The organism is Brachybacterium atlanticum (genome assembly GCF_025669985.1).
Taxonomy (GTDB): domain Bacteria; phylum Actinomycetota; class Actinomycetes; order Actinomycetales; family Dermabacteraceae; genus Brachybacterium; species Brachybacterium conglomeratum.
Genome location: NZ_JAKJJW010000010.1, coordinates 38,654 through 58,269 on the forward strand (window position 1 = coordinate 38,654; position 19,616 = coordinate 58,269).

General features: G+C 74.0%; 20 protein-coding genes and 1 pseudogene. 13 read left to right on the forward strand and 8 right to left on the reverse strand.

From position 1 onward, the window contains the following. Positions 1-108: 108 nt before the first annotated feature. On the reverse strand, positions 109-486 hold the full coding sequence (locus tag L3K22_RS06855; RefSeq protein ID WP_263310713.1) for a hypothetical protein: 378 nt from the start codon (positions 484-486) through the stop codon (positions 109-111). Between the two features lie 197 nt (positions 487-683). Here L3K22_RS06855 and L3K22_RS06860 point away from each other — a divergent pair, with 197 nt between their 5' ends. Both L3K22_RS06860 and L3K22_RS06865 read left to right on the forward strand, forming a co-directional pair. Further along, positions 684-1,007, forward strand: coding sequence for a MarR family winged helix-turn-helix transcriptional regulator (locus L3K22_RS06860; protein WP_263310714.1), 324 nt, complete (start codon positions 684-686; stop codon positions 1,005-1,007). A gap of 150 nt (positions 1,008-1,157) precedes the next feature. Next, positions 1,158-2,329, forward strand: a pseudogene (locus L3K22_RS06865) (acetyl-CoA C-acetyltransferase). 61 nt (positions 2,330-2,390) lie between these two features. Here L3K22_RS06865 and L3K22_RS06870 read toward each other — a convergent pair. Further along, positions 2,391-2,921 (reverse strand): GNAT family N-acetyltransferase, encoded by a 531-nt coding sequence (locus tag L3K22_RS06870; RefSeq protein ID WP_263310715.1) that lies wholly within the window; start codon positions 2,919-2,921, stop codon positions 2,391-2,393. A gap of 172 nt (positions 2,922-3,093) precedes the next feature. Between L3K22_RS06870 and L3K22_RS06875 the strand changes: the two genes are divergently transcribed. Then, positions 3,094-3,666, forward strand: coding sequence for a CueP family metal-binding protein (locus L3K22_RS06875; protein WP_263310716.1), 573 nt, complete (start codon positions 3,094-3,096; stop codon positions 3,664-3,666). A 13-nt stretch (positions 3,667-3,679) separates the two neighbouring features. Here the strand turns inward: L3K22_RS06875 and L3K22_RS06880 are convergent, their stop codons facing one another. After that, the gene (locus L3K22_RS06880) at positions 3,680-5,860 is read right to left on the reverse strand and encodes a heavy metal translocating P-type ATPase (protein WP_373318006.1); all 2,181 of its coding nucleotides are present in this window, start codon (positions 5,858-5,860) and stop codon (positions 3,680-3,682) included. Positions 5,861-6,161: 301 nt separating this feature from the next. Here L3K22_RS06880 and L3K22_RS06885 point away from each other — a divergent pair, with 301 nt between their 5' ends. The 5 genes from L3K22_RS06885 (at position 6,162) to L3K22_RS06905 (ending at position 9,338) form a co-directional block, all read left to right on the forward strand. Continuing rightward, positions 6,162-6,572 carry an ArsR/SmtB family transcription factor gene (locus L3K22_RS06885; protein ID WP_263310717.1) on the forward strand — a complete coding sequence of 137 codons (411 nt, stop codon included), beginning with the start codon at positions 6,162-6,164 and terminating at the stop codon, positions 6,570-6,572. Then, on the forward strand, positions 6,569-7,507 hold the full coding sequence (locus L3K22_RS06890; protein ID WP_263310718.1) for a cation diffusion facilitator family transporter: 939 nt from the start codon (positions 6,569-6,571) through the stop codon (positions 7,505-7,507). The genes L3K22_RS06885 and L3K22_RS06890 overlap by 4 nt, the downstream gene beginning before the upstream one ends. Before the next feature lie 77 nt (positions 7,508-7,584). Next, positions 7,585-8,349 (forward strand): isocitrate lyase/PEP mutase family protein, encoded by a 765-nt coding sequence (locus tag L3K22_RS06895; RefSeq protein WP_263310719.1) that lies wholly within the window; start codon positions 7,585-7,587, stop codon positions 8,347-8,349. A gap of 49 nt (positions 8,350-8,398) precedes the next feature. After that, entirely contained in the window at positions 8,399-8,758 is a 360-nt protein-coding gene (locus L3K22_RS06900; RefSeq protein ID WP_263310767.1) for an aldo/keto reductase, read from the forward strand. A 283-nt stretch (positions 8,759-9,041) separates the two neighbouring features. Further along, positions 9,042-9,338 (forward strand): hypothetical protein, encoded by a 297-nt coding sequence (locus tag L3K22_RS06905; protein WP_263310720.1) that lies wholly within the window; start codon positions 9,042-9,044, stop codon positions 9,336-9,338. Between the two features lie 55 nt (positions 9,339-9,393). Here the strand turns inward: L3K22_RS06905 and L3K22_RS06910 are convergent, their stop codons facing one another. Further along, the gene (locus L3K22_RS06910; protein WP_263310721.1) at positions 9,394-10,617 is read right to left on the reverse strand and encodes an MFS transporter; all 1,224 of its coding nucleotides are present in this window, start codon (positions 10,615-10,617) and stop codon (positions 9,394-9,396) included. A gap of 141 nt (positions 10,618-10,758) precedes the next feature. On the opposite strand from L3K22_RS06910, the gene L3K22_RS06915 reads away from it, so the two are divergent. The 4 genes from L3K22_RS06915 to L3K22_RS06930 all read left to right on the forward strand — a co-directional run bounded on the left by L3K22_RS06915 (position 10,759) and on the right by L3K22_RS06930 (position 13,306). Then, positions 10,759-11,181, forward strand: coding sequence for a VOC family protein (locus L3K22_RS06915; protein ID WP_263310722.1), 423 nt, complete (start codon positions 10,759-10,761; stop codon positions 11,179-11,181). Positions 11,182-11,283: 102 nt separating this feature from the next. After that, entirely contained in the window at positions 11,284-11,523 is a 240-nt protein-coding gene (locus tag L3K22_RS06920) for a TraR/DksA family transcriptional regulator (protein ID WP_269365062.1), read from the forward strand. Positions 11,524-11,539: 16 nt separating this feature from the next. Next, positions 11,540-12,475, forward strand: coding sequence for a ribokinase (locus tag L3K22_RS06925; RefSeq protein WP_263310723.1), 936 nt, complete (start codon positions 11,540-11,542; stop codon positions 12,473-12,475). Positions 12,476-12,643: 168 nt separating this feature from the next. Continuing rightward, entirely contained in the window at positions 12,644-13,306 is a 663-nt protein-coding gene (locus tag L3K22_RS06930) for a carbonic anhydrase (protein ID WP_263310724.1), read from the forward strand. Between the two features lie 9 nt (positions 13,307-13,315). On the opposite strand, the gene L3K22_RS06935 is transcribed toward L3K22_RS06930, so the two are convergent. The 4 genes from L3K22_RS06935 to L3K22_RS06950 all read right to left on the reverse strand — a co-directional run bounded on the left by L3K22_RS06935 (position 13,316) and on the right by L3K22_RS06950 (position 17,823). Beyond that, positions 13,316-13,714, reverse strand: coding sequence for a hypothetical protein (locus L3K22_RS06935; RefSeq protein WP_263310725.1), 399 nt, complete (start codon positions 13,712-13,714; stop codon positions 13,316-13,318). Between the two features lie 65 nt (positions 13,715-13,779). Beyond that, the gene (locus L3K22_RS06940) at positions 13,780-15,156 is read right to left on the reverse strand and encodes a WXG100 family type VII secretion target (protein ID WP_263310726.1); all 1,377 of its coding nucleotides are present in this window, start codon (positions 15,154-15,156) and stop codon (positions 13,780-13,782) included. Then, positions 15,156-15,944, reverse strand: a complete 789-nt coding sequence (locus L3K22_RS06945) for a hypothetical protein (protein WP_263310727.1) — start codon at positions 15,942-15,944, stop codon at positions 15,156-15,158. The genes L3K22_RS06940 and L3K22_RS06945 overlap by 1 nt, the downstream gene beginning before the upstream one ends. Positions 15,945-16,053: 109 nt before the next feature. Continuing rightward, entirely contained in the window at positions 16,054-17,823 is a 1,770-nt protein-coding gene (locus tag L3K22_RS06950) for a bifunctional chorismate-binding protein/class IV aminotransferase (RefSeq protein WP_263310728.1), read from the reverse strand. A gap of 71 nt (positions 17,824-17,894) precedes the next feature. On the opposite strand from L3K22_RS06950, the gene larC reads away from it, so the two are divergent. Further along, a complete protein-coding gene (gene larC, locus L3K22_RS06955; RefSeq protein WP_263310729.1) occupies positions 17,895-19,523 on the forward strand; it encodes a nickel pincer cofactor biosynthesis protein LarC in 1,629 nt (542 codons plus the stop codon). The last annotated feature ends 93 nt before the right edge of the window (positions 19,524-19,616 follow it).

Genomic DNA, 19,616 nt, shown 5'->3' on the forward strand with positions numbered 1-19,616 from the left:
GCGTGCGCGGCGCACACGGGTCCGCCTCCTGCAGGTCACGCCCTCGAGGCTATCGCCGCGGGGCTGCTCCTGCCCGGGGTGCACCCCGTCGCGGGATGCGGAGCCGCCTCATCCCGCGCAGAGATCGGTGTCCGCCGTCCTGGTCCCGCGGGGGGCCGACGGAGCGGTGTCGGGCTCCGCCGCCCTCGGGGCGTCGCCCGGCGTGGGCGCGTCCCTGTGCTCCCCGTCGTCCGAGTCCTCCGTCGCCGCGGTCCTGTCCGGCCCGCTGTCCGGGACATCCGCGTCCTCGTCCTGCGCGACCATCGGCTCGTCGGCCGCGAGCGCCAGGAAGAGCCCGGCGGCCTCCGCGGAGGGCACCACGGGGTTGCGGTCGGTGGGCGCCGGCTCCCACGGCATTGTCGCGAAGGTGATGTGCGAGGGGTCGACGCTCGAGGCGCGCGTCGCGAGGCCCGCGAGGTCTGCGGCCCGGCTCAGCCCCAGATCCACCGTGAGGGAGGACGAGGTGGCGTCGAGGAAGGCGTAGAGCCTGTCGCGAGCATGCCGCGGCCTCCCCCGGAGGCGCCGCTGCCGGTGACGGGGCAGGCCGGCAGGTCCATGAGGGTGTCGCGCGGGACGGGGTTCCCGTCGGCACGCACCAGCGCGAGGAATCCCGCGAGCGCCGGGTTCGGCAGCTCGTCCTGGCGGTGGACGATGCCGATCGACCGCCGCACCGCCTCGCGCAGCGGCACGACCCGACCGCCGAAGGGGCGGCGTCGTCCACCCCCCGGACCTCCAAGGCCGTCACCCGGCTGCAGAAGCGCGGACTCGTCGAGCGGACGTCCTGCGCGGGCGACGGCCGCGCCATCAACGTCCGCCTCACGCGCGAGGGACTGCACACCTATCTCCGCGCCACCCCGCCGCACATCGAGCTCGCGCGCGACACGATCCTCGGGGACCTCTCCGACGAGGAGCTGACCACCCTGGCCAGCCTTCTCGAACGGGTCGCCGACCGGCTCGACGCCCGCTGAGCGACGCGGCCTCCGCGATTCCCGCCGCGCGCGTGCTCGTGCAGGCGCGAGGCCTCACAGCCTCCTGGCCTTCACGCTGCGACGCGGTGCGGCACGGTGCGGTGCGACACAATGACGGCAGACACCGTCGTCGCCGCCGGGAGGCACCCCATGTCCGAGATCGTCATCGTCGCCGCCGCCCGCACCGCGCAGGGCCGGCTCCAGGGGGCGCTGTCCTCCTTCTCCGCCCCGAGGCTCGGCTCCGCCGCGATCGCCGGGGCGCTCGAGCGCGGAGGCGTGGAACCCGCCGCGGTCGGCGCCGTGGTCCTGGGGCAGGTGCTGCCGGCCCGCTCCGACCAGAACCCCGCCCGACAGGCCGCGCTCGGCGCGGGCATCCCGTGGTCCACCCCCGCCAGCAGCGTGAACAAGGTGTGCCTCTCGGGCCTGACCGCCGTGATCGACGCGGCGCGGATGATCGCGTCCGGGGACGCGGAGGTCGTGGTGGCCGGCGGCATGGAGTCGATGTCCCAGGCGCCGCACCTGCTGATGGGCTCCCGCGCGGGGTGGAAGTACGGGGCGGTCGAGGCGCTGGACCATATGGCGCACGACGGCTTCACCGACGCCCACGACCAGGTGAGCATGGGCGAGTCCACCGAGCGGCACAACCCGCGCTTCGAGGTCACGCGCGAGGACCAGGACCGGGTCGCAGCGCTGTCCCATCAGCGCGCGGCCGCCGCGGCCGACGTCCTCCCGAGGAGATCGTCCCGGTCCAGGTGACGCAGCGGCGCGGCGAGCCGCTCGAGGTCACGGCCGACGAGGGCATCCGCCCCGACACCACCGCCGAGTCCCTCGCCCGCCTGCGCCCCGCCTTCGCGAAGGACGGCACGATCACGGCCGGCAGCTCCTCGCAGATCTCCGACGGCGCGGCGGCGCTCGTGCTCACCACCTCCGCCCGCGCCGACGCGGAGGGATGGCAGGTGATGGCCCGGATCGGCGCGAACGGGCAGACCGCGGGACCGGACAGCTCCCTGCAGGCCCAGCCGGCCGATGCGATCGCCCGGGCGCTCACGAAGCAGGGGATCACCGCCGCGGACCTCGACCTGGTCGAGATCAACGAGGCCTTCGGCGCCGTCGTCGCCCATTCGCAGCGCGTGCTGGGCGTTCCCGAGGAGATCGTCAACGTGCACGGCGGCGGGATCGCGCTCGGCCACCCGATCGGCGCCTCCGGCGCCCGACTCGTGGTGCACGTGGCGCACGAGCTGGCCCGTCGGGGCAGCGGCACCGCCGCGGTGGGGCTGTGCGGCGGGGGCGGCCAGGGCGAGGCGCTCGTGCTGCGGCGGTGACCGGTCCTGCGGCGAATCGGCCGACGGGGTCCGGGCCGGTGCGCCCCGGCCCGGCCCACCGTCAGCGGCCGGCGGAGTCCCCCTCCGCGGGCAGGGCCTGATCCAGCACCAGCTGGAGGAAGGCGAGGTCGAGCCAGCGCCCGAACTTGGTCCCCACCTGCGGCAGCACGCCCACGCGGTCGAAGCCGAACCGCTCGTGCAGGCGCACGGACCCCTCGTTGCTCGCGTCGATCCCGGCGACCATCACGTGGAGCCCCTGCGCGCGGGCCCGCTGGATCAGCGCCTCCAGGAGCGCCGAACCGGTGCCGCGGCCGCGCAGTCCCTCGCGCACGTACAGGGAGTGCTCGACGGTGTGGCGGTAGCCGTCGTGCGGACGCCACGGCCCGTAGGTCGCATAGCCGAGCACAGTCCCGTCGTCCTCGAGGGCGACCAGCACCGGGAAGCCGCTCCCCTGCCGCTCGGCGATCCAGGCGGCGCGATCGGCCGCGTCGACGAGGCGCTCGTTCCAGATCGCGGTGGTGTGCTCGACGGCATGGTTGTAGATCGCGGCGATGCCGCCGGCGTGCTGCGCGGTCGCGTCGAGGATCTGCATCGGGGCCTCCCGGGACGTGGGGAACGCGCAGAGACTACGCCGCCGCACGGGCTCCCGGACGCGGTGCCCGCGCCCCGCGGCCGGAGGGTCCGCCCCGGGACTCCTGTCCCGGGCCCCGCATACCCCGCTGGGGTACGGTCGGACGGCCCCGCCGTCGTCCCGAAGGACCCTGATGACCACCGCCCTTCCGCGCCGCACCCTGCTCGCCGCCCTCGCCGCGACCCCGCTGGTCCTCGCCGGCTGCACCGGCTCCCCGTCGGACGCGGAGGAGCTGCTGGCCGCGCATGACCTGCCCGGAGGCACAGCGCGCGAGGTGATCGACGCGCTCGAGGCTCTGCCGCTCGACGAACGGCCCGCGGAGCTGCTCGCCTCCGTCGGCACCGACGTGCTCACCCTCTCCGACGCCACCGGGCAGGAGGCGACCCTCGACCTGCCCGCGGAGGAGCTGTACGTCTCGGTCGCGCCGTTCGTGACCGGCACCCACGAGTGCTTCTTCCACAGCCTCACCACGTGCCTGGGTGAACTGGCGGAGGAGGAGCTCGACGTACGGGTCGAGGACGCCTCCGGCACCGTGCTCGTCGACGCGTCCCGCACCACCGCCCCGAACGGCTTCCTGGGCCTGTGGCTGCCGCGATCCGAGGAGCTCACCCTCCGCCTCGCCGGCGCGGCGGGCGAGGCCACCACGACCCTGCGCACCGACGCGGAGGCCCCCACCTGCCTCACCACGATGCAGCTGGGGGCCTGAGCGGGGCAGGACCTCAGCGTCGGTCGCCGCTCGCTTCCGGCCTGAGGTCCAGGCGGCGCAGCAGCTGCGCGTTCAGCGCCACCACGACGGTCGAGGCGCTCATCAGCAGCGCCCCCACGCTCATCGGCATCACGAACCCGATCGGGGCGAGCACGCCCGCCGCGAGCGGGACGGAGAGCAGGTTGTAGCCGGCCGCCCACCCCAGGTTCTGCCGCATCTTGCGGTAGGCGGCGTGGGAGAGGTCGATCACCGAGAGCACGGAGCGGGGGTCCGAGGAGGCCAGCACCACCCCGGCGGAGCCGATCGCGACGTCGGTGCCGGCGCCGATCGCGAGGCCCACGTCGGCCTGGGCGAGGGCGGGGGCGTCGTTGACGCCGTCGCCCACCATCGCGACCCGTCGGCCCTCCTGCTGCAGATCGGCCACCCGGGCCGACTTGTCCTCGGGACGGACCTGCGCGAAGACCCGGTCGATGCCGAGCTCGGCGGCGACGTGATCGGCGACGTTCTGCGCGTCGCCGGTGATCATGACGACCTGGAGGCCGCGCGCGTGCATCGCGTCGATCGCCTCGCGGGACTCCTCCCGCACGGCGTCGGCCAGCTTCAGCACGCCGACGGCCTCGCCGTCGCGCAGCACGTGCAGCACGATCGCGCCCTCCTCGCGCCAGGTCGCGGCCTGCTCGAGCTCGCCCGCCCCGCTCTCCTCGAGCAGGCGGGGCCCGCCCACCCGGATCTCGCGGCCGTCCACCCGGGCGCTGACGCCGAGCGCCGGGGAGGAGGAGACCTCGGAGGCGCCGGGCACGTCCACGCCGTCGGCCTCCGCGCGCCGACGGATCGCGCCGGCCAGAGGATGCTCGCTCTCGGACTCCGCGGCGGCGGCGAGGCCCAGCAGCTCCTGCTCCCCGATCCCTGCGCCCGGAGCGACCTCGAGCTGCGAGAGCTCCGGCTCGCCGCGGGTGAGGGTGCCGGTCTTGTCCAGCAGCACGGTGTCCACGGTGCGCATGCCCTCGAGCGCGAGCCGGTCGGTGACCAGCACCCCGGCCCGGGCGGCGCGCTCGGTCGCGATCGAGACGACCAGCGGGATCGCCAGCCCCAATGCGTGGGGGCAGGCGATGACCAGCACGGTCACGGTGCGGACCACGGCCTGGTCGGGCATGCCCAGCAGCGTCCAGACCAGCGCGGTGAGCACGGCGGCGCCGAGCGCGAACCAGAACAGCCAGGCGGCGGCGCGGTCGGCGATCCGCTGAGCGCGGGAGGAGGAGCTCTGGGCGTCCGAGACCAGGCGCTGGATCCCGGCGAGCGCGGTCTCCTCCCCGGTGGCGGTGACCTCGACGCGCAGGCTCGAATCGGTCGCGACGGTGCCCGCCACCACGCGGTCATCCGCGCTGCGGGTCACCGGGCGGGACTCGCCGGTGATCATCGACTCGTCGACGTCCGCGCTGCCCTCCACGATGGTGCCGTCAGCGGGGACGGAGGCACCGGGGCGCACCAGCACGAGGTCTCCGGCGCGCAGGTCCGCGGGGGCGACGGTGACCAGCTGGTCCCCCTCGATCCGCTCGGCCTCGTCGGGCAGCAGCGCAGCCAGCGAGTCCAGCGCGGAGGAGGTCTGCGCGAGGGAGCGCATCTCGATCCAGTGTCCCAGCAGCATGATCACGATCAGCAGCGCGAGCTCCCACCAGAACTCGAGCTCGCGGTCGAGCAGGCCCAGCCGGGAGCCCCAGGAGGCGAGGAATGCGACGGTGATGCCGAGGCTGATCAGCAGCATCATCCCCGGCGCGCGGGAGCGGAGCTCGGAGAGCCCGCCGGTGAGGAACGGCCGCCCGCCCCAGACGTACATGAGCGTGCCGAGCACCGGGGCGACCCACTGCAGGCCCGGCACGTCCGGGATCGTGTACCCGATCAGGTGCGCGAACATCGGGGAGAGGCCGACCACCGGCACCGCGAGCACCAGCATGATCCAGAACAGCCGACGGAACTGCGCGACATGATCGCCATGCCCGCCGTGCGCGTCGTGATCGCTGTGATCGTGGTGAGGCCCGTTCCCGTGATGCCCGGCGTGCATGTCACGCTCGACGTGCGGGTCATGGCCGTCGTGGCCCCCGCGGCCGTCGTGCTCGTGCGTGCGTCGATCCCCGCCCTCGCCGCCGAGAGCGACGTGGGAGTCCTGCGGTCCGTGCCCCTCGTGATGTGTGCTCATACCCCGACCCTATACCCCCAAGGGGTATAAGCACTGGGCAGGAGCCCGACATCGCCCACCACTCCCCGCCGAATGCCGACAGCCTGCCTCCGAGCTAGGGAGTCATCGAAGAAATCCACGTACATCAGGGACATGACGTACGCAGAAGTCGCCACGAACCCCTCCACCTCGCCTCTCACACATCGGCCGAGCGGGCACGCAGGGGCGCGTCGCGGGACTCGGGGAGCGGCCCGGGCTCCGCGCCGCTGACGGGCCACCGCCACCCCTCCCGCCCATCGCCGTTCAGCGATATGATCGCCGCATGGCGATGCCGATGGAATCCTCTCCCCCGCTCTTCGACGTGGACGAGTCCCAGGCCGCGCTCTTCCATGCTCTGGCCGAGCCGACCCGACTCGCGCTGCTCCAGCACCTCTCCACCGGGGAGCACCGGGTGCGGGATCTCGTCGACCACCTGCACCTGGCCCAGTCCACCGTGAGCAAGCACCTCGCCTGCCTGCGCGACTGCGGGCTGATCAACAGCCGCAGCGAGGGCCGCGCCTCCTGGTTCTCGCTCACCGATCCGGAGCGGCTGCGCTCCCTGCTCGCCCTCGCCGCCGCGATGCTCTCCGGCGCGGGCGCGGCACCGACGGTCCACGAGCACCTGCACGACCCGCGCGTCGGCGGCGGCCCGGCCGACGACGACTCCCGCAGCGACGAGGACGGCTCGCCATGACCGCCTCGCACACTCACGGCCACGGCCACAGCCACGCCTCCCCGGCGACCGGCCGCACCCGGCTCGCGATCGCCTTCGGGCTGACGGCCCTGATCGTCCTCGCCCAGGCGGTCGGCAGCGTGGTCACGGGGTCCCTCGCCCTGCTCACCGATACGGCGCATGCACTGGTGGACGCCTCCGGTCTGCTGGTCGCGCTGATCGCCGCGACGATGCTGCTGCGTCCCGCGAGCCCCACCCGCACCTGGGGCTTCGCCCGGATCGAGGTGCTCGCGGCGTTGGCTCAGGCGACGCTGCTGATCGTCGTCGGCACCTACACCGCGGTCGAGGGGCTGCGCCGCCTCGCCTCCCCGCCCGAGATCGCCTCGACGGAGCTGCTCGTCTTCGGCGCGGTCGGGCTCGCGGTGAACCTGGTGGCGATCCTCGTGCTCGCCGGCGGCAAGGACACGAGCCTGAACATGAAGGCGGCCTTCCTGGAGGTCGCGAACGATGCGCTCGGCTCCCTCGGCGTGATCGTCGCGGCGCTCGTCATCCGCTTCACCGGCTTCCAGCAGGCCGACGCGCTCGCAGGTCTGTTCATCGCGGCGCTGATCGTGCCGCGCGCGGTGCGGATCCTGCGCGACGCCCTGCGGATCCTCATGGAGTACACCCCCGAGGGCGTGGACCTCGACGAGGTGCGCGAGCACCTGCTGGCCCTCGAGCACGTCCGGGACGTCCACGACCTGCACGCCTCCAACGTCGGCAGCAGCCTGCCGATCCTCTCCGCGCACGTGGTGGTGGCCGAGGAGTGCTTCGGCTCGTCGCATGCGATGGAGATCCTCGAGGAGGTCCACGAGTGCGTGCGCACCCACTTCCCCGTCGCCTTCGAGCACGCGACCATACAGATGGAGAGCCCCGACGTGCACGCCCGCGAGGCGGCCCGCACCCTGCACGCCTGAGCCGGGCACGGTCGAGCCCGCAATTCGACGCGCCGACGGCCCTTGACCGCTCGTCCCGGGTGGAGTGTCCTGGCCGCATGACAAAGCTGAGCGCACGCGCCGAGACCCTGCTCGCCCTCCATCACCAGCCTGCCCCCGTCGTGCTCCCCACCGTGTGGGACGCCTGGTCCGCCCGTGCCGCCGTCGAGGCCGGCTTCGAGGCGCTGACCATCGGCAGCCACCCCCTCGCCGACTCGCTGGGCTCCGGCGACGGCGAGCAGATGAGCCTCGACGAGGCCCTCGCCGGCATCGCCCGCATCACCCGGGCCGTGGACGCACCCGTCTCGGCGGACATGGAGTCCGGCTACGACACCGCCCCCGCCGAGCTCGTCGAGCGAGTGTTGGAGGCGGGGGCCGTCGGCGTCAACATCGAGGACACCGTCCACTCCGAAGGTCGGCTGCGCGGAGCGCAGGAGCACGCCGACTACATCGCGGGGATCCGCCGGGCGGCCGACGAGGCCGGGGTGCACCTGGTGATCAACGCCCGCACCGACGTGTTCACGACCGACGAGCAGATCCCGGACCGGCTCGCCGAGGCGATCACGCGGCTGAACCTGCTCGAGAAGGCGGGGGCGGACTCGCTCTACCCGGTGGGCGTGCCGGACACCGCGACGCTCGAGGCGCTGCTCGCCGCCGTGAGCACGCCGCTGAACGTCACCGCCCACCCGGCGAAGGGCGCGATCCCGGACGGCCTGACCCTCACCCGACTGTCGGAGCTCGGCGTGCGCCGCGTCAGCTTCGGCCCGCTGCTGCAGGCGGCCCTGGGCGCCCACCTCGACGAGGTCACCGCGGCCTGGCGCTGAGCGGCACTCCACGGACCGGGCGGCCCTGGTCCTCCACCACCCGCCGGGAATAGGGTCTCCCGCGACGGATCCTGCTCGCGATCCTGGACCGCGCCCTCGAGCAGGGCGTGACCTTCATCGACACCGCCGACGTGTACGGCGGGAAGGACCACAAGGGGCGCTCACCGCGCAGCGGGACCGCTGGGAGGCCTTCTGCGAGGACCGGGATCTCGCCCCCGGCCAGGTCGCGCTCGCCTGGCTGCTGCACCGCCCGGGCGTGCTCGGTCCGATCATCGGCCCGCGCACCATCGAGCAGCTGGACTCCGCGATCGAGGCGGTCGACATCGCGCTGTCCGAGGACGACCTCGCGGCTCTCGACGAGATCTTCCCCGGCCCGGGCGGTCCGGCCCCGGAGGCCTACGCCTGGTGACGACGGCTCACCCCACCGGCAGGCAGAACGGGTGGCCCTCCGGGTCGGCGAGGACGTAGAGCGGCTCTTCCGGCACCTGGGTGCGATCCATGAGCAGCGGCCTACTGGTCGGTCCCGTCACGGCAGTCCGACGACCCTGCGGCGACCAGGGCCCTCGCGCAGATCAGACCGCAGGGGGACCCTCCGCCATCCCGCGGTCCGATCCGTCGGCCCCCGCCCCGTTCCTACGCTGGCGACCACGCTCAGGGATCTGGGCGCGCACCGACCACCAGGAGGGCATCCCATGACCGCCACCTACGCACCCGCCGTCCACCATGGCACCGGCAAGGGCACCGCGAGCCTGCTGCTCGGGATCTGCTCGCTGCTGGCGGGATGGACGCTGATCGCTCCGGTCCTCGGGCTGGTCCTCGGATTCATGTCCCGCGGGGACGAGCCCTTCGCCCGCGGCCGCGCCGGCTGGGGGATCCTCCTGAACCTGCTGGCCATGCTGGGCTGGATCCTCGCCGGTGGGCTCCTCCTGGCCGCCAGCGCCGGATGGATCGCCTCGGAAGTCGACCTCAGCGGGCTGTTCGGGGGCTGAGGCGAGGAGGGGCGTGCGTCGGCAGCGGTGAGAGCGCCGGCGACACCGCTGACCCTCAGCGCATGTCCGCGACGCTCCCCAGCTGCTCCTCCGCCGTCGGCCGACGGGACGCGGTGGCGGGGCTGAGCACCGCCGCGAGGAGCGCGACCGCGAGGGGGACGACGAGCGCGCCGCGCAGCCCGATCTCCTCGCCGAGGAACCCGAGCGTCGGCGGGCCGACGAGGAAGGCGAGATAGCCGATCACCGAGGCGAGGGCGACGCGCGCGGCGGAGTCCGGGCCGGAGTCGCCGGCGGCGGAGAGCGCGAGCGGGAAGCCGAGGGAGGCGCCGAGGCCCCACAGGACGACCGCCGCGACGGCCACGGCCTGGCTGTCCACATAGGCGATGAGCGCGAGGCCGGTCGCGGCGAACAGGGCGCTGACCAGCAGCACGCGGGAGCGGCCGACGCGCTCCACGATCGGCCCGCCGGAGAAGCGGCCGATCGTCATCGAGGCCGCGAACAGGGCGAACACGAGCGAGCCCACGGTCGCGCCGAAGCCGTGCCCGTCGACCATGAGCAGCGGCAGCCAGTCGTTGGCGGTCCCCTCGGCGAGCGCCATCGCGAGCACGACCCCGCCGATGCACACCAGCCGCAGGTCCTTCCAGATCGCGGGCCGCGGCGTCGCCGCCTGCGCGGCGCGCTCGTCGGCGGTGACCCTCCCGGTCCCGGTCGGGATCGCGCGCATCGCCCAGAGCAGCAGCCCCGCGCCGACGGCGGCCGTCGCCACCAGATGCGGCACCACCGGGAAGCCCGCGCCGTTGGCGAGGATGCCGAGCACCGCGCCGATCACCGTGCCGAGGCTGAAGCAGCCGTGGAGGGACGGGAGGAAGGAGCGCCCGCCGAGCCTCTCGACGTCGGCGCCCTCGACGTTCATGGCGACCTCGCCGCCGCCCATGCCGCCGCCGAACAGCGCGAGACCGAAGGCGGTGAGGAGCGGCTGTCCCATCGAGGCGCCGAGCGCGATCGTGGGCAGTGCGACGACCACCAGCGTCGACCCCGCGAGGACCACGGGACGGGTGCCGAGCCGCATCACGAGCGGTCCGGAGGAGAGGATCCCCAGCATCGATCCGATCGAGAGGCCGAAGAGCACCAGCCCCATCTGCGCGGTCGAGGCGTCCAGCAGGTCACGCACCGCGGGGGTGCGGGTGACCCACGCGGACATGCTCAGGCCCGGCAGCAGGAACAGGGCGTAGAGCGCGAAGCGGCGTCGGCGCAGGGAGAGCGTGGGCGAGGAGGGCACGCGGACGAGCGTACGCAGGGGGCGACCGCAGGTCACGGGCCGTCCGTCGCATCGCCCCTGGTGGACTGTCGGCCCGCAGGCCTACGCTCTCCCCGAGCGCCCGGCAACGAGCCGGCGCCGACGCCGAGGAGGACGTCCGCCATGCCCGCTGCACTGCATCCCTACCTCAACTTCGACGGCAACGCCCGCGAGGCGTTCGAGTTCTACGGCGAGGCCCTCGGGGCCACGCCCCAGTTCGCCACCTTCGGGGAGTTCCAGGCCGTCCCCGAGGGCGACCCCTCCGCCGACAAGATCATGCACGGCTCGCTCGAGGTCACCGACCTGATCCGCCTGTACGCCTCCGACGTGATCGAGGGGATGGGCGAGTACACCCGCGGCACCAACGTCACCCTCTCCCTGATGGGCGATGACGAGGCGGTGCTGCGCAGCGCCTACGAGAAGCTGTCCGTGGGCGGCGAGATCACGATGCCGCTCGAGAAGCAGATGTGGGGCGACGTCTACGGCGCCTTCACCGACCGCTTCGGCATCGTGTGGCAGGTCAACATCTCCGGCAGCGAGGGCTGAGCGGTCTCCGACGACCTCCGCGCCCTGCTCGAGGCCGAACGCACCCGCACCCACGAGCGGATCGAGGCGCTCCGCCGCGACCACGCCGCGATCCTCGAAGGGATGGCGCTGACCTCGACCGACGACGAGCACGACCCCGAGGGGCAGACCACCGCCGTGGACCGCTCCCGCACCGAGGCCCTGCTGGCCGGTGCCGAGCAGCACCTCGTCGATCTCGACGCCGCCGAGCAGCGGCTCGAGGACGGCAGCTACGGCATCTGCGAGGTGTGCGCCCGGCCGATCCCGCGCGCCCGCCTCGAGGTCCGGCCGACGGCGAGGACCTGCGTGGACCACGCCGCCTGACCGTAGGCTTCCCGTCATGACCGCTGCGACCGCCTCCTCGCCCGACGGCACGATCGTCGTCGTCGGCTCCGTGAACGTCGACCTCCTCGCGCAGGTGCAGCGTCACCCCCGGCCCGGGGAGACGCTGCATGGCACGGGCGGGCAGATGCTCCCCGGCGGCAAGGGCGCGAACCAGGCCGTCGCCGCCGCGCGCCTCGGCGCACGGGTCGCGATGGTGGGTGCCGTCGGCTCCGACGTCCAGGCGGAGGCGGCGCTGTCCGCGATGCGCGAGGCCGGCGTCGACCTCGGCCATGTCGCGGAGATCGAGGGGCCGACGGGCCTGGCGATCGTGACGGTCGCGGAGGACGGCGAGAACTCGATCGTCGTCATCGCGGGCGCGAACGACGCCATGGACGCCGGCCGAGTGCGGGCCGCGGCCGAGGTCATCTCCGCAGCGCGCATCGTCGTGTGCCAGGGGGAGATCCCGCGGGACGGCATCGAGGCGCTGCCCGCCCTGGTCACGGGACGGTTCCTCCACAACCCGGCACCGGTGATGGAGCTGGATCCGGCAGTGCTGCGCGCCTCGGACCCGCTGGTCGTGAACCAGCACGAGGCAGGGCTCGTCCTCGCCCAGCTCGCCCCCGACGAGGACGCTCCGGAGGACCCCGAGCAGATCCTCCGTGCGCTGCTCGCGACGGGGATCCCGTCGGCCGTCCTCACCCTCGGCGCGGACGGTTCGCTGGTCGCCGACCAGGCCGGCGTGCGCCGCGTCCCGCCCGCCCCGGTCGAGGCGGTGGACACCACCGGCTCCGGCGACGCCTTCATCGGCGCGCTCGCGCTCGGGCTCGCCCGCGGCGACGATCTCGCCACCGCCGCCCGCCTCGCCTCCCGCGTCGGCGCCTTCGCCGCGACCGGCGAGGGCGCCCAGCCCAGCTATCCCACCGCGGCCGACGAGCTTCCCGCCCTGCAGTAGACCTGAGCCTGAGCGTCCTCGCCTCCGCCGCCTCGCAGGCGAGGACGGCGGACGCCACGGAGCCGGAGCGGACGCGGGAGTATCCTGCGGCGGGGCGTGAGCCCGCGAGGTCGCGCCCCTGCGCCGAGCGGGCCCGCCCGGCGGACCCCACCACGAAGGATCGCCCCCATGACTACTCCCCGCGTCACCGTCCAGCAGGCCTGGAATGCCCTCGCCGAGGGGAACGAGAGGTTCATGGCCGGGGAGCTGCGCCACCCGCAGCAGAACGCGGCCCGTCGCTCCGAGCTGACCGGGGCACAGGCGCCGAACGCGGCGTTCCTGGGCTGCTCCGACTCGCGCGTCGCGGCGGAGATCCTCTTCGACTGCGGCCTGGGCGACCTCTTCGTGGTGCGCAACATCGGCCAGATCGCGAACGAGAACACGGTCGCGACCATGGAGTTCGCGGTCGCGGAGCTCGGCGTCGCCGTCATCGTGGTGCTCGCCCACGGCTCCTGCGGCGCGGTGAAGGCCGCGATCGACCAGACCACCGCGAGCCCCAGCGAGGTCACCCCGGCGATCCGCAAGGAGCTGGAGGAGATCCGCCCGGCCGTGCAGCAGGAGTGGTTCGCGACCCAGCAGGTCAGCCCCTACGTCGAGCCGACGCTCATCGACGTGGACGCCGTGGGCCGTCGTCACCTCGACGAGACGGTCAACGCCCTCATGCGCCAGTCCACCGTCATCTCCGACGCGGTCGCCGCGGGAGAGCTCGGGATCGTCGGCTGCCAGTACCAGCTCGAGGAGGGCCGGGTCTCCCCGATCTCCTGGGTCGGTCAGCTCGACGTCGCGCGCTGAGCAGAGCGTTCAGCCGCCGAGCTGCGCCTCCAGGTCGTCGGTGGTGACGTTCGCGCCCGAGGCCGGCTCGACCACATCGGCGGCGAGCACCCGCAGGGCGGCATCGCCCTCGGGATGCGCCTCGATCCGTACGAAGGCCCGTCGCACCCCGGGCTGCTCGCGGTAGGTCCGGGAGACGGTCTCCAGCACCGTGCGCAGGGACTGCTCGACGCCGGCCCGGTCCTCGCCTTCCAGCACGAGCACGCCGCCGATCCTGGTGCCGGCGTTGGTGGAGTCCTGGAACTGCACGAGCCCGCCGCGGTGCTCGGGCAGCGCCTCGACGGCGGTGCGCAGCGCGTCCTGCACGGCGCCGACGTCGCTGCGCCCGCCGAAGCCGCACGCGGCGAGCAGGCTTCCCACGATCCCCACCAGCACTCCTCTGCGGCCGACGCCTCTCATCGGCCCATCATCCCCCACTCTCACCGCGCGACGCCTCAGTTCTCGCGGTGCACGCCAGAGCTGTAGTGCTGCACGTTCCCGGGGTCGCCGGTGAGGAAGGGTGCGAGGCTCGGGTCCTGGCTGTACTGGGAGAGCGCCGAGTTCGGGTCCTGCAGCTGGTTCTGGACGGAGTTCTGGTACTCGCCGCCGCTGTGGTTGGTCAGCGGGTTCCAGCTCGGGCTGTCGAGGGTGATGTTCGTGGCCCCGTCGCTTCCGCCGCCGCCCGGGCCCAGCGCGAGCCCGCCGAGGTCGATCCTGGGCACCGCGTCCCCGCCGTGCTGGAGGTTCAGCTGGTTCACGGAGGAGGGGACCGAGTAGTTGTCCACCGGCGAGCCGTAGGTCATGACGTTGGTGAGGTTGTACTGCGAGGCGAAGTCCTCGTTCGCGGCGAGGCTCGAGGCGATCATGCCGCCCTGCGAGTGGCCGTTCAGCATCAGCGGGGTGCCGGGCGGGATGTCGTTCTGCGCATAGAGCTGCGCGATCGCGTCGGCCGTCGCCTGGGAGCCGGCGGACCAGCCGCCCGAGCCGGCCTGCTCGGCGTTGCCGGTGAGGTCCATCGGGTTGTCCCCGGCGCTCGGCCCCCACTTCTCGGTGCCGGGGATGTTGACGATCACGCCGGTGGGAGGGTTGCCGACGACGGACATCGAGACCTCCCCGGTCTCCTTGTCGCCGTAGGTGGTGTTGGTGTTCGCGATGATCTGGGAGAGGTCGCTCGGGGGCACGAGGCCGGACTCCTCACCGGTGACCTGGACCGGCGCGTCCGCGTAGCCGGCGCCGTCGTCGGCGAGCTTCAGGTCGATCCCGGTGAGAGCCTCGATGGCGTCGCCCGTTCCGCGGATGAGCCCGGTCGCTCCGTCGACCAGCAGCTCCGTGACCCGCGGCCATTCGAAGTCCCGCACGGCGTCGATCGCAGTGCTGACCAGGTCCTTCCCGTCCTGGACGCGGTCCCCGAGCCAGTCCAGGCCCTCGCCGATCCGGTCGCCGACCCAGTCCGCGCCCTCGCCGATCCGGTCGCCGAGCCTTTCCATGCCGTCGTCGATCACGTCGACGACGTCGCCGGCGGTGTCCCCCAGCCAGTCCATCATGTCGCCGAACCAGCCGCCGTCGCCGTCCTCGGAGGCGCGGTCCTGCTCCTCGACGTGCTGCTGCAGCTCGCGGGAGCGGTCCTCGAGCCCGGGCATCACGAGCGACTCGCCCTCGCGACGGGTGCTCCCCCACTGCTCGCGGAAGGCGTCGGCGTCGGGCCCGACCCAGGCGACCGACCGGACGCTGCCGTCGAGGTCGCCGAGCAGTCCCTCGAGGCGCTGCGCCGCCCGGGCGAGCGCCTCGGACTGTCCCGTGACCTGCTCGGTGTCCATGCCCTGGAAGCTCATCAGGCGGCCCTCCCCGCGGCGTGGGCGGTGACGTGGTCGATCGCGCCGATCACCTTCGCGCACAGCGCATCGGCGAGGGAGCCGGGTGCGGCTTCGCGCACCTCGGCGCCGTCCTCGCCGGGGACCAGCACGGCGAGCTGCTCGCCGTGCTGCCCGAGCGCGTACCAGGAACCGCCGCCGACGGTGGTCTCCTCCGGGGTCGGGGAGGAGACCACGACCATCTGCACCTGCGCGATCGACGGGGCGTCAGCGAGGTGCTCCGGGGCGGGGGCGGGCTCCGCGTCGGTGAAGGCGGGGCGCTGCGGCACCAGGGCCCGCACGAGCGCGCCGAGGTGCTCGATGGTCGCCAGGCCCAGCAGCACGGCGTTCGAGCGTCGGCCGAGCCGCATCGTCGTCTCGTCGGCGCTGACCTCGCGCTCCTGGTCGATGACCAGCACGAACCGTCCGGCGATCCGCAGCGTGGTGGCCCAGCCGCGGTCCCCGTCGACGCAGACGAGCTCGGCGCCGACCGGCGAGCGCAGCCCGCTGCGCAGAAGCTGCTCCCAGTGCTGATCGAGGACGAGCGCGTCCTCGTCGTCCGGGGAGTCGACGAGGAGTCCGGCGAGCTCGAGCTCGACGACCTGCTCCTCGGTGAGCTCGGGGGCGGGCTCCTCCCCGAGCGCGAGCGCACGCACCCGGTCGAAGGCCCCGTCGCTGATCCGCACCAGGCGCGAGGGTCCGGGCAGCGCGGTCACCCGCGGCCCCGCCCCTGGCGTCCTCGCCTGCTCGTCCTCGTCCCGATTCCCCATGATCGTCCCCCTCGCCCGTCGTCGCACCGCTCCTCCGCGCACGCTAGGCGCGGCCGACGGGGGTGGGAATGGGGAGGACTCCCCATGGACAGGCGGCGGGCAGGGGTCGTCAGCCCTCCGCCAGCACCGCCCGACGCCACCCGCGCGCGGAGCTGATCACCGCGATCTCCTCCGCCTTCTCCAGGTCGAAGGCCGTCAGCTCCCGCTCCACGAGCTCCCCGGCCTCGAGCGCGAGGCGTCGACCGACCCCGTCGAGGCAGCAGTCCTCGAGCGGCGGGGTGCACCAGGTGCCGTCCAGGCGCAGGGCGAGGCTCGCGATGGTGGTCTCGACGAGGCGGCCGTGAGCCCCGCGGAGGATGACGTCATCGGCCTCCGGGTGCCGTGCCCGGGCGGCATCGAAGTGATCGCGCACGGACGTCTTATGGGCGCTGAGCCCGACGGGGAGATCGGTGGGCTGCGCGTCCAGCACGAGCCGCACCGGCTCCGGCGCGGGAGTGAGCGGGCGGGGCTCGACGGAGACGCTCCCGTCGCGCCGCAGCCGCAGCCGCACCAGCTGCTCGCCCTCGAGCGCGGCGACCTGCCCGAGCGCGGCCTGCAGCGCCTCCTCGTCGATCACGATCCCGAAGCGCTCGGCCGAGCCGCGCAGTCGCTCGAGGTGGGGCTCGAGGTGCTGCGCACGGCCGTCCCTCACGGCGAAGGTCTCCAGCAGCGCGAAGGGCTCCCGCTGCCCCATCGGCAGCACGGCGGCCTTGACCAGCAGCTCGTCGTACTCCCCGTCAGCCGTGGATCCCCAGGTCACGCCGCCGCCCGCGCCGTAGACGGCGGCGCCGCCGGCCTCGTGGTCGATGACGACGGTGCGGATCGCGACGGAGAGGCTCGCCCGCGGGTGCTCGCCCGGGCCGCCGGGGGCGATGACGCCGATCGTCCCGCAGTACACGCCGCGCGGGGTGTCCTCGAGGCGCCTGATCAGCTCCATCGTGGAGAGCTTCGGGGCGCCGGTGATCGAGCCGCAGGGGAACATCGCGCCGAGCACGCCCGCGAGGCCGGTGCCGGGCAGGGGTCGGGAGCGCAGTCGGGAGACGAGCTGGAACAGCGTCGGGTACTCCTCGACGCCCAGCAGCTCGGTGACCTCGACGCTGCCGGGCTCGCTGATCCGGGCCATGTCGTTGCGCAGCAGGTCCACGATCATGACGTTCTCGGCGCGGTCCTTCTCCCCCGCCGCGAGCGTCTCCCGCGCCGCCTCGTCCGTCGCGGGATCGCCGGTGCGCGGGGCGGTGCCCTTCATCGGCGCGGTGGTGATCTCGTTCCCGTCCCAGGTCAGGAAGGTCTCGGGGCTCGCCGAGACCACGGTGTGGCGGCCGAGCTCGAGATAGGCGTGGTGGGCGCCGCGCTGACGGTGGGCGAGGTCGCCGTAGAGGCCGTAGGGGTCGCCGACGAGGCGCGAGCGGAGCCTGGTGGTGAGGTTCGTCTGGTAGGTGTCGCCCTCGGCGATCGCCGCCCGGACCGCGGCGACCTTCTCCGCGTGCTCGTCGCGGGACCAGTCCGGCCGCCAGGGCTCGAGCGCGTACCCGCCCGCGGGGGTGAGCGGGGCGGGGTCGGGGTCCGGGGCCTCCGCGATCCCCGCCCACACCAGCGGCAGACCGTCCTGCCCGGCATGGACCTGTGCGTCGGGGTCGAGCCCGGCGGCGGCCTCGTATGCGATCATCACCACTGCCCAGGAGCCTTCGGCGACGGCCTGCTCGATCTCGGCGAGCGCGGGCCGCACCTCCTCGGGCCGCTCCGCCCGGATCTCCCGCGCGAAGCGGCCGAACTGCAGCGTCGTGCCCGCGACGAGGTCGTCGAGCCGGGCACGCGGCGCGGGGGCGGAACCGGAGGTCATCCCCGCATTCTGCCCGATCCACGGGCCGTCGTCGTGGTGGTCCGAGGAGGCGGTGCCGATACGATCCGGTCATGGATCCCGTCACGCCCCGCACCGCCTTTGTCGACGCGACCGCCGGGATCGCCGGCGACATGCTGCTGGCCGCGCTCGTCGACGCCGGCGCGGACCTCGCGGGCGTCCAGCGCGTGCTCGACGCGCTGGTCCCGGACTCGGTGCGCTTCCTCCGCACCGACGTGGACCGCGGCGGGCAGCGCGCGCTCAAGGTCGACGTAGAGGTGCTGGTCGACGACCCGCCGCACCGCACATGGGCCTCGATCCGGGACCTGCTCGAAGAGGCGCGGGGCCGCGACGACGTCCCCGAGCGCACGATCGACCTCGCCCTCGCCGTCTTCGGCCGCCTCGCCGACGCGGAGGGCGCGACCCACGGGGTCCCGGCCGACGAGGTCCACTTCCACGAGGTGGGGGCGCTGGACTCCCTGGCCGACGTGATCGGGGCGTGCGAGGCGTGGCGTCAGCTCGGCGTCGAGGAGGCGACGGGCAGCGTGCTCGCCGTCGGCTCGGGCCGGATCCGCGCCGCGCACGGCGACATCCCCGTCCCGGTGCCCGCGGTCGCGCGCCTCGCCCTCGGCTGGCCGACGGTCGCCGGCGAGATCCTCCCCCCGCGCGGGCACGCGCCCTCACACGGTCACGATCTCAGCCACTCGCACGCCGACGCGCACATGCACAGCCACGGCGAGCATCACGGCGCAGACCGCGGGCAGGACCACGGCCATGCCCACCCACACTCGGACGACCCGGTCCCCGTCCCCGACTCCGACGCAGCCCTGCCCGCCCACGCCCAGGGCGGTCCGCACGAGCACGGCGGCCGGCGCGTCCCCTCCGGTGTCGCCCCCGGCATCGGCGAGCTCGCCACCCCCACCGGCGTCGCCCTCCTGCGCGGACTCGCCGCGACTGCCGGCCCCCAGCCGATGATCGCCACCGAGGCGCTCGGCGTCGGCGCCGGCACGAAGGACACCCCGGGCCGCCCGAACGTCGTCCGTGTCCTCGTCGGCCGCCCGTTCACCGCCGAGCCGCACGCCGCCGGGCAGCTCTCCGCAGCGCTCCCGACGACCGCACCCCGGTCGACCGCGCCGCGTGCATTCGATCCCGACTCGGCCGATCCCGCGGCATCAGACCTCGCCCCTGTCCCCAGCACCCTCGCCGCGAACGAGCTGCCTGCCGACGATCTCCCGCCCGACGCCCACGCCACCCCCACCTCCGCCCTCCAGCTCGAGGCGAACGTCGACGACCTCGACCCCCGTCTCTGGCCCCGCGTGCTCGAGGAGCTGCTGGACGCGGGCGCTCTGGACGCCTGGCTCGTCCCGATCTCGATGAAGCACGGCCGCCCCGCCGTCACGATCCACGCACTGGTCCGCGAGGGCTCCGAGGGCCCCGCCGCATCCCTGCTCATGGACCGCACCGGCACCCTCGGCGTGCGGATGCACCGGGTCGAGCGGATCATCCGCACCCGCGAGTTCACCGAGGTCGAGGTGCGCGGCCAGCGCATCGCCGTGAAGATCGCCCGCGACCAGGACGGCGCCGTCGTGCGCCGAGAGCCCGAGTTCCGCGACGTCGCCGCCGCGGCCCGCGTTCTCGGCATCAGCGAGCGCACCATGCTCGACCTCGCCAAGGAGGCCGCCTCCGGCCTCTCGACCAGCTGACACGGCCCGTGCCGACGCTCTCCCGCGCCCACGCGACGACAACGGCACCAACGACAGCAGCGACCACAGCGACCAGCAGGGCTGCTGCAGAAA